Annotated in this window: 12 protein-coding genes; 6 read left to right on the top strand and 6 right to left on the bottom strand. The window is 67.6% G+C overall.

The features are described 5' to 3' along the window. Positions 1-210: 210 nt before the first annotated feature. From ABCR94_RS09320 to ABCR94_RS09310, 3 genes are all read left to right on the top strand, one after another. Complete coding sequence (locus tag ABCR94_RS09320; protein ID WP_347118728.1) at positions 211-1617, top strand: cation:dicarboxylate symporter family transporter; 1407 nt, start codon at positions 211-213, stop codon at positions 1615-1617. A 389-nt stretch (positions 1618-2006) separates the two neighbouring features. After that, positions 2007-2288 (top strand): CU044_2847 family protein, encoded by a 282-nt coding sequence (locus ABCR94_RS09315; protein ID WP_347118727.1) that lies wholly within the window; start codon positions 2007-2009, stop codon positions 2286-2288. Then, the gene (locus ABCR94_RS09310; RefSeq protein ID WP_347118726.1) at positions 2281-4125 is read left to right on the top strand and encodes a trypsin-like peptidase domain-containing protein; all 1845 of its coding nucleotides are present in this window, start codon (positions 2281-2283) and stop codon (positions 4123-4125) included. The genes ABCR94_RS09315 and ABCR94_RS09310 overlap by 8 nt, the downstream gene beginning before the upstream one ends. 253 nt (positions 4126-4378) lie before the next feature. Here ABCR94_RS09310 and ABCR94_RS09305 read toward each other — a convergent pair whose 3' ends face one another. From ABCR94_RS09305 to ABCR94_RS09280, 6 genes are read right to left on the bottom strand one after another with little or no spacing between them, the layout of a single operon-like run. Then, positions 4379-5245, bottom strand: coding sequence for an IS3 family transposase (locus ABCR94_RS09305; RefSeq protein ID WP_347118397.1), 867 nt, complete (start codon positions 5243-5245; stop codon positions 4379-4381). Between the two features lie 50 nt (positions 5246-5295). Continuing rightward, positions 5296-5625 carry a transposase gene (locus ABCR94_RS09300; protein WP_347116874.1) on the bottom strand — a complete coding sequence of 110 codons (330 nt, stop codon included), beginning with the start codon at positions 5623-5625 and terminating at the stop codon, positions 5296-5298. Between the two features lie 48 nt (positions 5626-5673). Next, positions 5674-6060, bottom strand: a complete 387-nt coding sequence (locus ABCR94_RS09295; protein WP_347118725.1) for a hypothetical protein — start codon at positions 6058-6060, stop codon at positions 5674-5676. 23 nt (positions 6061-6083) lie between these two features. Then, positions 6084-6959 (bottom strand): hypothetical protein, encoded by an 876-nt coding sequence (locus ABCR94_RS09290; RefSeq protein ID WP_347118724.1) that lies wholly within the window; start codon positions 6957-6959, stop codon positions 6084-6086. 44 nt (positions 6960-7003) lie between these two features. Next, the gene (locus ABCR94_RS09285) at positions 7004-8149 is read right to left on the bottom strand and encodes a hypothetical protein (RefSeq protein WP_347118723.1); all 1146 of its coding nucleotides are present in this window, start codon (positions 8147-8149) and stop codon (positions 7004-7006) included. Continuing rightward, entirely contained in the window at positions 8146-10452 is a 2307-nt protein-coding gene (locus ABCR94_RS09280) for a hypothetical protein (protein WP_347118722.1), read from the bottom strand. The genes ABCR94_RS09285 and ABCR94_RS09280 overlap by 4 nt, the downstream gene beginning before the upstream one ends. Positions 10453-10959: 507 nt before the next feature. Between ABCR94_RS09280 and ABCR94_RS09275 the strand changes: the two genes are divergently transcribed. From ABCR94_RS09275 to ABCR94_RS09265, 3 genes are all read left to right on the top strand, one after another. Beyond that, positions 10960-11670: an ANTAR domain-containing protein gene (locus tag ABCR94_RS09275; RefSeq protein WP_347118721.1), complete on the top strand. Its 711-nt coding sequence runs from the start codon at positions 10960-10962 to the stop codon at positions 11668-11670. Positions 11671-11850: 180 nt separating this feature from the next. After that, entirely contained in the window at positions 11851-12207 is a 357-nt protein-coding gene (locus ABCR94_RS09270; protein WP_347118720.1) for an STAS domain-containing protein, read from the top strand. A 28-nt stretch (positions 12208-12235) separates the two neighbouring features. Continuing rightward, positions 12236-12640, top strand: coding sequence for a MerR family transcriptional regulator (locus ABCR94_RS09265; protein ID WP_347118719.1), 405 nt, complete (start codon positions 12236-12238; stop codon positions 12638-12640). Positions 12641-12681: the final 41 nt, after the last annotated feature.

The following is a 12681-nucleotide window of genomic DNA, read 5'->3' as shown; positions in this document are numbered from 1 at the left end:
GGCGCGTCAGGACCAGGGGGTGTCGTTCGGGTCAGGCCGGGCTCGCGGGGCTGCTGTGACAGCAGCCGCTCCGCGGCGGGCCGCGCCTCGCCGCGTTGTCGTCGGTCGCCGACGCTCCGCGTCGACTCCCTCCTTCGCCTTGCGATCCACGGCACCCAGCCCCGCTCCCTGATCCGGCCTGACCCGAACGACACCCCCTAGGAGAACCCCGTGGCAGGTACAGCCGCAAGGCGGGACCGCACGCATTACCTGTATCTCGCCGTCATCGGCGCAGTCATCCTCGGCATCATCGTCGGCTTCGCCGCCCCCGGTGTCGCCGTCGAGCTGAAGCCGATCGGCGCCGGTTTCGTCAACCTCATCAAGATGATGATCTCGCCCATCATCTTCTGCACGATCGTGCTGGGCGTCGGCTCGGTCCGCAAGGCCGCCAAGGTCGGCGCCGTGGGCGGGCTCGCACTCGGCTACTTCCTGGTGATGTCGACCGTGGCGCTCGCCATCGGCCTGGTCGTCGGCAACATCCTGGAGCCCGGCTCCAGCCTGCACCTGACCGACGCTGCCCGCAGCGCCGGCGAGGCGCAGGCGGCAGGCGCGAGCGAGTCGACCGTGGACTTCCTCCTCGGCATCATCCCGAAGACCATGATCTCCGCCTTCACCGAGGGTGAGGTGCTCCAGACCCTGCTGATCGCCCTGCTCGTGGGCTTCGCGCTGCAGGCGATGGGCTCCACGGGCGAGCCGGTCCTCCGCGGCATCGGACACATTCAGCGGCTGGTCTTCCGCATCCTCGCGATGATCATGTGGCTGGCACCGGTGGGCGCGTTCGGCGCGATGGCCGCAGTGGTCGGTGAGACGGGCCTGGACGCGCTCAAGTCGCTCGCGGTCATCATGATCGGCTTCTACATCACCTGTGCGCTGTTCGTCTTCCTGGTGCTCGGTACGATCCTCAAGCTCGTCACCGGCATCAACATCTTCACCCTGCTGAAGTACCTGGGCCGGGAGTTCCTGCTGATCCTGTCCACCTCCTCTTCGGAGTCCGCGCTGCCGCGGCTCATCGCGAAGATGGAGCACCTGGGTGTCAGCAAGCCCGTCGTCGGCATCACCGTCCCGACGGGCTACTCCTTCAACCTCGACGGCACGGCGATCTATCTGACGATGGCCTCGCTCTTCATCGCCGAGGCGATGGGCAATCCGCTGGCGATCGGCGAGCAGATCTCGCTCCTCGTGTTCATGGTCATCGCATCGAAGGGCGCCGCCGGTGTCACCGGCGCGGGCCTGGCCACCCTGGCGGGCGGCCTCAGCTCGCACCGCCCCGACCTGGTCGACGGCGTCGGCCTGATCGTCGGCATCGACCGCTTCATGAGCGAGGCCCGCGCCATGACGAACTTCGCGGGCAACGCGGTGGCCACGGTGCTGGTCGGCACCTGGACGAAGGAGATCGACAAGGAGCGGGTCGCCCTGGTGCTGGCCGGGAAGGTGCCGTTCGACGAGCGCACCCTGGTCGACGACCACAACCCCGCGCCGCGGGACGAGGCGGACGCGCAGGACGATGAGGCGGACGCGCAGGACGTCCCGGAGCCGCGCGACGGTGTCACCGGCGACAAGGCCCCGGCCGGCGTGTAGGCGCGCCGGCCGCTCGCGGGTCCGTTGTACGGAAGGGGCCCGGCCGAACCCGGACACTGTCGGTCAATTCGGCCCCTGCTTTGCCCCGTCGAGCATCGGCTCGGCGGGGCAGAGTGCTGCGAAGTGGCTGGTGCGGGTGTGGGCCCGTGGCGTATCGGTGAGGTGGGCGTCGATGCGGGCAAGGTTGATCGCAGCGCCGGCTTGGTTGCATAGTTCGCAGATGTCCGCATAACAGGGCGAACCCCAGTCACTCATATGGCGGACTTCATGCGAAGAGCACACATACGCATCGGTAACCTCTCAGAATCGGGGCCGGGGAATCGACTCGGGGGGCGTAGAACATGGCGGGACAACCGTTGCTCGTACGCGCAGGCACAACGGAGCTGTACATGGGCGTGGCAGGGGGCAGCCGACCTCAGACGGTCAGTCTGGGCCACGCCAGTCTGGGCCACGCCTTGGCCTTCGACGGGGTCCGAGAGTGCATCGAAGCAGTGGCTGCGCAACTCGCTCAGGCATGGGACCAAGTGAAGCCGTCCGAGGCGACCGTCGAGTTCGGGCTCTCGGTGACGGCCAAGGGTGGCAAGCTCACCGGGCTGATCGTGGAAGGGGGAGGGGCGGCCAGTCTGAATATCAGGCTGACATGGAAGGCCCCGGAGCCTGACCATGAGTGAGCTCGACTGGCGCTCCTCGCGGCGTTTCATCGTGCGACTTGACACCCCCGACGGGCAATCCTCCGACCAGCGGAACACGCTGGGCACTGGGTTCTTTGTCGCGTACGGCAAGGTGTTGACCTGCGCGCACGTGGTGTACGACGCCATGGCGCGCGGCCCGCTGGACAAGGTCCTCGTGGTGCCCGACCGGTCCCTGTGCTCCAAACCGGTGCTCGCTCGGGTGGTGGCCCATACGGACCCGCCGACGAAGAGTGTGTTGTGGCCAATGCCCGACCTGGCGCTGCTGGAGCTGGAAGCTGACCTGCACCACGAGGTGCTGCGGCTCAGCCCGCAGCGACGGCTCAGTGTCGACAGGCGGTATCAGGCATGGGGCTATGCGCCCCGGGTGGACGGCGAGACCCCCGAGGGGGCGTCGGTTTCCTTCCGCTTGGAGGGCCATGACGGCGACGGCTACTTACGGCTGGCGGCGGGGCAGGCCGCAGCGGGCTTATCGGGTTCACCGCTGGTCGACGCTGCCCGGCCGGACGAGGTGCTCGGCATAATCGCCGCTTCCCGCGATCCCCATGCTGACCTGGGAGGCTGGGCCGTTCCCGTCTCCGCGCTGGAGAATCCCGGTTTGCCAAAACCGCAGTGGACGTCGGACCCGGAGTCGAAGCCCCTACCGAAGCCTCTGCGGGATGTCTTGTGGGAGAACTCCCAGTGGGACCAGGATCCCCCGCTGCCCGCGCCGGACAGTGCCCCCATTCCGCCGGCCGTGGTGCTGCGCCGTTCGTACCGGCTCGGGGCAACGCTCGCCCGGCTGGGACGTATGGAGTCGCTGGCGCAGCAGTACCCGGATGCCGACCCGGACTCCGCCGAGCGGGGCCGGTACATCGCGAAGTACTACGGCATCTGCGTGGACGCCTGCCGCTTCCTGACGGTCGTCGCCCCGCCGGGTGAACTCACCAACGAGGAGCGGGGCAACGCCACCGTCGTACGGATCGGTCACGCGGACCGGATCGCCGGGCAGCTGCAGCGGGAGCAGGGCGAGCGCGAGTCGGCGGACTTCGGCGCCAGCGCTGCAGCAGCCCTCCGGCTGGGTCTCATGGCCGGGATTGCGCCGGCGATGCTCCCCCACCTGCGACCGGAACAGCGGGCCGAGAGTACCCGGCGCCTGCTGGCACTCGCCACCGGGCTGAGGCTCCCGCAGATGCTGATCGACCGCGTCGAAGCCGTAACGGCCGGGACCGACCAGGAAGTCATACAAAGTGAGGTCTTCGTCCTGGACGACGAGGTCTCGCGCTGGTTCGAGGAGCAGGCCCGTACCGGCCTTTGGATGCGGCTGTCCCTGTGTACCTTCTGGCGGTTGGCGTGGCGCGCCTGTCTTGCCGCACTCGCGCGGTCGGAGCACATGGCGCCCGGACTGGCCGGCGGGCTGATCGGTCGGGCACGCGGGTACGGAACCTGGCTCGGCCTCCCGGCGGCAAACCTCCCCGAGATCACCGGGTTCCGCCCTGAGGACGGCGCCCATGCCATGCACTATCTCCTCCACGAACTGCCGGATCCGATGATCACCGTGGCGAAGGAGCGCTACGGCGAGGATGCCCGCAGTCTGCTGTGGATCTGCACCCGACTGGTGGGCTGGCTGATCTTTCCCGATGACGGATTGCGTGTGTCTATCGCGGCGGACACCGAGAAGAGGTGCCTGTCGCTCGGCTTCCCGGACGACCTCCATCGGGAGGTCGTCTCCTCCCTTCGCTCCGGGCAGGACTTCGGGACTGTGAAGGAGGCAGTCTGGAAGTTCAACCAGGAAGTGAACGGGTTCTATTTTCCCCAGGGTGCCCCATCCGGACTCTGATCTGCCCGAACAGCCCTGTGGAAGCGAAGAGTCGGCTCCTGCCCCAGTTCCCCTCGGCCACTGCGCACGTGCTCGAAGCCAGGGCGCGGTTGAAAGACTTCATTGGCTCCGCCCGAGCGGCTCTGGACGATGAGCCCTACCATTCGGCAGGCTGACACGCTGTCACGGATTCTCATGGCGCACTGCCTGCTTCAGGGCGGACATCATCGGGCGGATCGTGGTTGAGGTTCCCCCGGTGTGCGGGAGGTGCTGATCAGCTGGTCAGGATGGGTTGACGTGGTTTCAGGTTCGCTTGTTCGGTCGTCGCCTGGTTGGCGTAGTGCTTCTCCTCGAACTCGATGGGACTGAGGTAGCCGAGGCGTTTCTGGATGCGTCGGCTGTTGTAGAAGCCGTCGATGTACTCGAACAGCGCGAGGTTGGCCTCGGCCCGGGTGACGAAGACGCGTCCGCGCACGCACTCGGTCTTGATCAGCATCCACAGATTCTCCGCGAGGGCGTTGTCGTAGCTGTCGCCCACGGACCCCATCGACCCCTCAATACCCGCACGTACCAGCCGTGTTGTGAGCTTGATGGACGTGTATTGACAGCCGTGGTCGGCGTGATGGATCAAGGTGCCGGGCACGGGCTCGCGGCTGGCCAGGGCGTACTCGAGGCAGGACAGGACCAGGTCGGCGTCCGCGCGGGCGGAGGTCTCCCAGGCCACCACCCGGCGGGAGAAGGCGTCGCGGATCGCGGAGAGCCACAGCGGTCCCTCACCCGTGGGGATCATGGTGAGGTCGGTGACCCACAGCCGGTTCGGCACGGGAGCGGTGAAGTCCCGCTGCACCAGGTCCGGGGCGAGCGTGGCCGTCGGGTCGCGGCGGGTGAAGCCCTTGCCCGTGCGGCGTGGGCTGAGGCCCGCCAGATCGGCCTCGCGCATCAATCGCTCGACCCGCTTGCGGCCGATGGCCACGCCCTCGCGCTTGAGCACGGCATGCACGCGGGGCGAGCCGTAGATCCCGCCGGAGTCGGCATGGATCTCCTCGATCTTGGTCGTCAACTCCGCGTCACGGCGGCGGCGTTCACACGGCTCCTTCTCCTGCCGGCGCCAGCGGTAGTAGGTGGACGAGGGGACGTGCAGTTCCCGGAGTACGGGCTCGACACCGAGGTCACTGCGTTCGCTGAGGAACGTCAGTACCTGCGCCGGGTCGTGTCGAGTTCCTGGGCGAAAAAAGCCGAGGCCGTGCGCAGGATCTCGTTCGCCCGGCGCAGTTCCTTCACCTCCCGCCGCAGCTGGCCCAGCTCGTCCTTCTCCTCGGTGGTCAGCCGGTCGTCGCGCTCGCCGCGGTCGGCCTCGGCCTGGCGGATCCAGCCGCGCAGTGCCTCCGGGTGGACCCCCAGCTCAATGGCCAGGCGCTTGATCTGGGGCTTCGGCTCGGCGGTGCGATACATCCGCACCGCACGCTCACGCAACTCCAGCGGATATTTCCTCGGAGCGGCCATGGTCAGAGTTCCTCTCATGAGAACCATCTGACCCGCTGTCATCGCCCTCCGCATCTCGGGGGAACCTCAGGTCCAGTAACCGGCCTCGTCCTTGAAAGCCAGTCCCTTGTCCTCCTCCATTGGCCGGGCACCGTATGCCTCGTACACCGTCTCACCATCCAAAGACACGGCGAAGTCGAGGTCCTGCACCCGGTCCAATTCGTAGCGGGCCGTTTCGTAACTGAGTATTCGGGCCCGGCGGACGGTCAGCCGGGCGAGAAGGAGGGCCCGGACGGGGCGCCCGGTCCGCGCTTCGTTCGCGACGAATTCACAGCGGAAGGCCAGCAGGAAATCGGGCTTCAGCCACTCTTTCTGATAGGTGGCCGCGGAGAGGAACGTCAGACGCCGCATCGGTGCCCGGCGTTCGACCGAGACTTGCATCTGGTGCTTTTCCGGGCTGTGGAAGCGTTCCATGCCCTGAATCAGAAACGGCTCGGTCAGGTCCAGTTGCCGGCGACCAGCGCCAGGCCCACCAACAGCAGGATCAAGGCAGTCAGCGCTGTGGGAACCATTGCTGCCCGCCACCGTGCTTTTGGGGCACTGGCGACGACCTCCGAAGGCAGCTTCGGAAGTGCCTCGGCCGGCATCGCGGGGTCGCCGACCATGCCGCCCTCAATGAGTACGGCCAGTAGCCCTGGCTTCTGGGGCAGTGTGGTGATGTCTTCGGCGGACGAGACCAGGTTGAGCAGATGTGCCTGCCCGTCCTCCCCGGACAGCAGCGAGGACAGCCGGGCCAGGAAGGCCGTGTCGGCGCCCGGTGCCGTCCGTCCGGCGATCCAGCGCTCCGTGAGCAGGACGGGAGACGGGGCGTCGGTGTCCTGCGCAGACGGGATGGACGGGACGGACGGGGCGGACGGGACGGGCTCCAGGGATGCCAGCGCGGTGGCGAGCCGGTCGGTGAGCTCCGCGCGCTCGGTGGTGAGCTCCGAGTGGCGGGCGGCCAGCAGCCGATCCACCTCGGAGCTGGAACACAGGCCGTCCAGGAGCTCAGACAGCACCCCGCGGCCCTCCGGGTGGCGGGCGATGTCGTCCAGCCAACGTGACGCGAGCGCCAGCACCGTGGGCCGGTCCTGCCCGGCCCCCACCGTTCCGGACGGACAGGGAGAGCCGTCGAGGACCAGGGTGTAGTAGACAAGGGTGCCCACGGAGTCGGTTCGGGTGGAGGGCACCCCGCTGATCAATACTCGCCAGCGGCCCTTCGACGTCACGGCGAGCAAGCAGGGACGCTCGGTGGCGGTGAGCTCCGAGTATGTGTCCCACCAGCGGCTTCCCGGTGCGGCGCCGAGGAAGCCGTAGTCCAGTTTGCGCGGCACACCGCGAGTTCGAAGACAGACATGCACGGTAGTCCCTTCGGCGGTCAGCTCAGGTGGTGCAGACGGGGCCCGCTCTCCCGCCCGGCCAGGGCGGTGAGCACGTCGAAGAGCGACTGAGTGGTCCGCTGCGACATGGCGAACAGCCTCTCGTCGGTGGCGGCGGCGTGCCTGCGACGGTCACGTTCGCCGTTGAAGCTCAGCCACAGGTCGCGGAAGAAGCCCTCCCTCAACTCCGCGTGGCTTCGCGAATGCAGAGCGGCTGTCTGCCTCGTGTCTGTCGCCCGCTCGCTCTGCGCCCGCGCGGTGTCTACCAGTTGGCGGCACAACAGGGTGAGGAGGTCATCCAGTCCCTTCCGGACGATCTGGCCAGGTGGGCGGACCCGGTACTTGGGCACGAGCATCTCGCCGCCAGGAGATCCCTGGGCATGCATCCAGTGGGCCGAGACGAGCTCCACACAGCCGAAGGTATCGATCGGGAGGTAACGGACCGCCGCGTGCGGGGCCGCGTCCCGGACCGTCTTGAGAACATCGCTGAACTGGTCGACCACCTTGTCCCGCAGCGCACCCGCGTGATCCTGGAAACTGCCGCTGTCCGACAGGTACGTCTCACACTTGACCGGGCAGAACACGATCATCGCGGGCTCACCGGACAGCTCCCGCCGGTTCTTCGCCCATCTGAGTACGGCCTGGTTGATCTGGAACACGGAGAGGTGAGAGGCGAGCAGATGCGCGTGGTCGTCACCGGAGTCCATGAGTAGCACCGAGTCGATCGGGAGGATGAGCACGGAGCTGTCAGCGAGGAACGTCTCGCATTCGTTCCACTTCTGCTCGTCCTCGGTGCCTTCGCCGGCTCCTTCCAGCCATGCGCCCGGGTAGTCGAGGATGTCGAACCGGATCTGCAGGTCCTGCCCCCGTGCTTCCAGCAGCAGCCGGAACCAGGAAGGATCGCTGGTACTGGGCACGAGACCTGGCTCGAACATCCGGGCCTTGAGCGCCCCGGAGACCAGGTTGTAGGTGGCGGCCAGCCGGTTCTTGGTGGGCCGGTCCGCAGTGAGCAGGTGCACCGAGGAGTCCTGAGCCAACTGCTGCTGGCCCTCGGTGAGCAGGCTGGCGATCAGCGTGCTCTTGCCCACGCGGCTGGGGGCCAGCAGGCCGATCTTGTACTCGAAGACCGAGTGTTCGTCCGTCACCGCTGCTCCTCCTTGAGCACGTTGGAGATGTCCTGCGCAATGCGGAGCACGCGTGCGAAGCGGCTGTTGGCCTCGTCGATCCCCTTGAACTCCGCCGGCCACAGGTCGTTGCGGTACGAACGGACGAACCGCCGGAATTCCATGACGGAGGTGCCGGACCGGATCAGGGTGTCCTCGAACTGCTCCACCAGCGCGTGGATGACAGCTGCAGGCACCGCGGCTTCCTGGGACAGTGACTTCTGGATCCGGAACGCCGCCTGCTCGGCAAGGCTGTTGAACAGCTCGTGGAGGTTCTCGGCACCCTCTGCGGTCAGGGGAACCGCCACCTGCTGCATCTGCTCGCCTGTGTCCGGGTGAGTGACCTGGAGGTTCAGTGGAGCGAGGTCAGGGCGTACCCGGGGGTAGAGCAGGGTGCGGTACTCCAGCCGTACGTCCAGCAGACTGTTGACCGCGGAGGCAAGGCCCGGGCACGGCTGGGAGGAACGGGCGAACAGTTCGGCCAGCTCGGCGAGGACATCACGTCCGGGTCGGGCGGCGGGTGTGGCGCCGGCGTCATGGGAGCTGGAGACACTGTCCGCCTGCCTGCTGTCACTGTGCTGGAAGAGCACCCCGCACTCGGCCGCGAGTACCGCGGCCGTACGGTCCCAGGCGGCGGTGAGGCGTGCCGTGAAGAAGTCGTCCAGCGCCGCGAACCGGCGGCTGATCTCGACCCGGATCCTGCTGAACTCCGGCCCTGCGAACGCTGCCGCGTGGCCTTCGGTGATCATGCAGGTCAGCGCCTCCTCCCGCCAGGCATCCGCACCCTTGCCGAAGCCGTCCTGGATCCACTTGAGTACGCCCTCGTACGCCTTCTCAAGGGCCTCGCCAAAGCCCCGATCCACTATTGAGCCGTGCGCCTCCGCAGCCAGTTCGGCAACCAGCCCGCGCAACCGCCTGGCGATAGCGCTACGCAACTGCGCGGCCTTGGCGTCGTTGACTTCCTCCGGAACTCCGGCCCGCCGTGCCACCTGGTCGAGTGTCAGACGCAGATCGGTGAGCTGCAGGCGGGTACGGTCCCGTACGGATGAGGCCTGGGTGCGGGTGCCGGCGAGTACCTCGGCGTCCATGACGGGAAGCCCCTCCGCCATCCGCTTCAACAGGGGGCCGAGCACCTCCAGGCCGACCCGCTCCGCGTCGCGTACGTCGGTCTCGAAGACGGTGAAGAAGCGGTCCGGTTCGCCTCCGTTGAGATTGCGCAGCAGATCGCCGCGGAGGTTCTCCGCGAGGTGGGGCTTGTCCGGATCAGTGTTGTGCACCAAGTAGGTGAATTCCCCGGTGCTGCGCACGAATCCCCGTACTTCGTCGAGAAGGCCGAGTCCGGCGGTGTCCGTCTCGTCGAAGAACGAGGAGGTGTCGGAGGAGCGCTTGACCACCAGCACCGCGTCGACCTCGTTGCGCAGACCCGCCACATGCCGCCGGTCGGCGTCTGCGGCCACCTCCCCGAGGCCCGGCAGGTCCACGATGCCGATCCTGGCCACATGCTCATGCGGGAAGGCGCACTCGATGCGGGCCTCGCGGACCGCCGCATAGGCACGCCCCACCCGCTCGCCCGCCTTGGTGATCTCCTCATGGGTCGGATACGCCACGAACGGCCGCACCTCCTCCAGCGGCACTGTCTTGACACCGCCGGTCAGTAGCGGCTCGTACGACGTCAGGGCACTGTGTAGTTCACGCAGCCGGGTCAGCAGCACCCTGTCCCGGGTGTCCGGCAGGACTTCCGGGTAGACCCAGCGGCGGAACTCGGCGACCGTACGCGGCACGGGGGAGAGATCGAGCGCCGCGTGCAGCGGGGAGATCACCGCCGCGAGGAAGCTCTCTGGGCTGTGCATCTCCAACTCGGCCCGCCGCACCGCAGGTGAGTGGAAGATCCGGCTGCGGACCGCGGTGACCGGGATGCCGTGACCGGTCGGAATCTGGTTGTCGTCGAGGCCCGAGATCGACTGCAGCAGGGTGCTCTTGCCCATGCGCGCCGCGCCGCTCACACCGATGTTGACCGTTGTCCGGGTGAAGCGGGAGGCGATCACTCTGAATGAGTCCGCTGCTTGCGCTATGGCCAGCTGGGTCTCCCTCAGCTGAGGGAGTGTCAGGGCCGCCACCAATTCGGCGTCCATGGTGGTGTGCGCCCGCAGATCGGCGAGCGCGTCCTCCAACTCGGCGAGGTGCTCGCCGAGCGTGTGCCAGCGCTCACTTTCGCGTTGCACCTCGGGTAACTGCCGCAGCCGGGCTCGCAGCAGGGCGTCGATTGCCGTCGAAATATTCGACATTTGTCCCCCAGTCGTACAGTCGCACCATTCATCTCGCTGAATCCGAGTTAGGTGCGTCACTCCCCATCTGGCAGGCACCGTACCGGTGTGGACGTGCCCCTGCCCGGTGTTCAGTAATTACCGCACGAAGCGGAACAACTACTCCCGGTCCAGACCTCGCGTCGAGCGCTCTGGAAATGGCGGGCGGATGCCCGTAGGCCGTTGCCAGTCGCCCCCACGTCGGCGAAGGGCAGCCCAGTGCTACTGAGTTCGGCGAGTGAGCTGCGCGCCCACCTGGATCCGTAGGCGCTCGCCGTCGACGCGCCGTCCCGGGAAGTCTGGAAGCACATCTTCGCCACGATCACCGACCTCGGCGTCCCATGGCAACTGACGTCTCCTCACTTCTCTGAAGTAGTCCTATGTTCGCGGAAGTTGGGGCTGTGGCTAGAGGGTTGCGAGCAGTGGCGGACCTCGCTGCCGCTTCCACCCCTGGGTAGGCTTCGCTCACGACAAGCGAAGGTGACGACCATGGAGTGGGCACATCGTTGGGTGGAGGCGTCCGCCGAGCTCGCCGGGATGATCACGGCTGAGAGGGAAGTGCCGGGATTCCTCCAGGGGTTCTGTGAACGGTCCGTCGAGCTGCTGGATGTGCCGGCTGTCGCGACGATCCTCGTCGATGCCGACAGTTGCGGCATCCGATTCGCCATTGCCTCGGACGAGAATGCCCGACTGCTCTCGCTGGTCGCCGCGGACCGGCAGGAGGGCCCGGTCTTCGACTGCTTGCGGTCCGGGAAGCCGCTGTACGCGATCGACCTCCTGGAGTGCGGGGAGCGCTGGCCGGACTTCAGCGCGCGGGCCCTGGCCTTCGGCATCGACAAGACGGCTGCGCTGCCGCTGCGCCGCGGGGAGGAACTGCTGGGAGCCTGGCAGGTCTTCGGGCGGGAGCGGCTCCCGGACCGGGCGGCGCTGGATCTGGCCCAGCAGCTGGCGGACATCGCGGTGCTGGCCCTGTCCCACTCGCTGGCGCTGCGTGAGGCGACGGAATCGGCCGAGGGCCTGCGGGCGGCGCTGACCAGCCGGGTCAGGATCGAACAGGCCAAGGGGATACTGGCCGCCCGCTGGGACGTGCACCCGGATGTCGCGTTCCAGTCCCTGCGCGCGTACGCGCGCTCCCGGCAGCGGAAGCTTCACGAGGTGGCCCACGAAGTCGTCGAGCGGCAGCTGGATTTCCCCCGCTGATCTACTGGATGTACCCCGTTGGAGTCAAGGGCGAGCCTGTTCGTTCACCCGTACGGGTTGCCCTTGAGTGCTCAATCGATTCTTCTCGCCGTGCGAGTACTAGTTTCGTGCTGACCATCCCAGACCCCGGTGTGTCACTTCGGCAATTGCAGAGTGACGGAGAACCTGGGGGTGAGGGTCGTGTCAGAGCCTGTCTTGCACGAACTGGTTCGTACGTATGTGGTCGGGGACACCTTGGTACTGGCACTCGCCGGCGACCTGGATCTCCATATGTCTCTCATGGTCACCCCACGCGTGGGCGACGCCGTCCGGCCCGCCGACGGGCCGGTGGTCATCGATCTGCGCGAGGTGACCTTCGTCGACTGCAGCGGCCTTGAGCTGCTGGTCCAGATCCGCCGCCTGGTCCGCGCCCGGGGCGGCACCGTGCGGGTCCTGTCGCCGGACCCCAGGCTGCTGCGCATCCTGCGCTACCTGGACCTGGAAGATCCCTTCGAGGTCGTCCGGGAGCTGAGCGACGAGCCCACCGACTGGCCTTGACCCCGACGTCAAGGATTACCGTCGGGGCATGCGAATCGGCGAGCTGGCGGACCGGGCCGGGACGACCACCCGGGCGCTGAGGTACTACGAGTCGCGCGGGCTGCTGCCCGCGCGGCGTGCGGTCAACGGCTACCGCACGTACGACGAGAACGACCTGCGACTTCTCCAGCAGATCAGGACCCTGCAGGACTTCGGGTTCGAGCTGGAGGAGACCCGCCCGTTCGTGGACTGCCTGCGGGCCGGGCACCCGGCGGGCGACTCCTGCCCGGCCTCACTGGCGGTCTATCGGCGCAAGCTCACCGACCTGGACACACTGATCGGCCAGTTGCAGGCCGTACGCGTCCAGGTCGGCGACCAGCTCGCCCGCGCCGAGCTGGAGGCCGAGGCGCAGGAGCCCGGCGGCCCCGAGCCCCGGTGCGAACTCGCGCACTGACGAGTAGCGACCGACAACACCGACAACGCGGACGGCGTGCA

Origin of the sequence: Streptomyces changchenzhani (assembly GCF_039766235.1) — a bacterium.
Lineage (GTDB): Bacteria > Actinomycetota > Actinomycetes > Streptomycetales > Streptomycetaceae > Streptomyces.
Note: the sequence above shows the minus strand (reverse complement) of the source record. Positions and strands in the feature narration are given on the sequence as shown.

Coding starts and splice junctions, on each gene's coding strand:
- ABCR94_RS09295 (WP_347118725.1), bottom strand. CDS start 6,060: ATGGAACGCTTCCACAGCCCGGAAAAGCACCAGATGCAAGTCTCGGTC.
- ABCR94_RS09265 (WP_347118719.1), top strand. CDS start 12,236: ATGCGAATCGGCGAGCTGGCGGACCGGGCCGGGACGACCACCCGGGCG.
- ABCR94_RS09275 (WP_347118721.1), top strand. CDS start 10,960: ATGGAGTGGGCACATCGTTGGGTGGAGGCGTCCGCCGAGCTCGCCGGG.
- ABCR94_RS09315 (WP_347118727.1), top strand. CDS start 2,007: ATGGGCGTGGCAGGGGGCAGCCGACCTCAGACGGTCAGTCTGGGCCAC.
- ABCR94_RS09280 (WP_347118722.1), bottom strand. CDS start 10,452: ATGTCGAATATTTCGACGGCAATCGACGCCCTGCTGCGAGCCCGGCTG.
- ABCR94_RS09300 (WP_347116874.1), bottom strand. CDS start 5,625: ATGAGAGGAACTCTGACCATGGCCGCTCCGAGGAAATATCCGCTGGAG.
- ABCR94_RS09310 (WP_347118726.1), top strand. CDS start 2,281: ATGAGTGAGCTCGACTGGCGCTCCTCGCGGCGTTTCATCGTGCGACTT.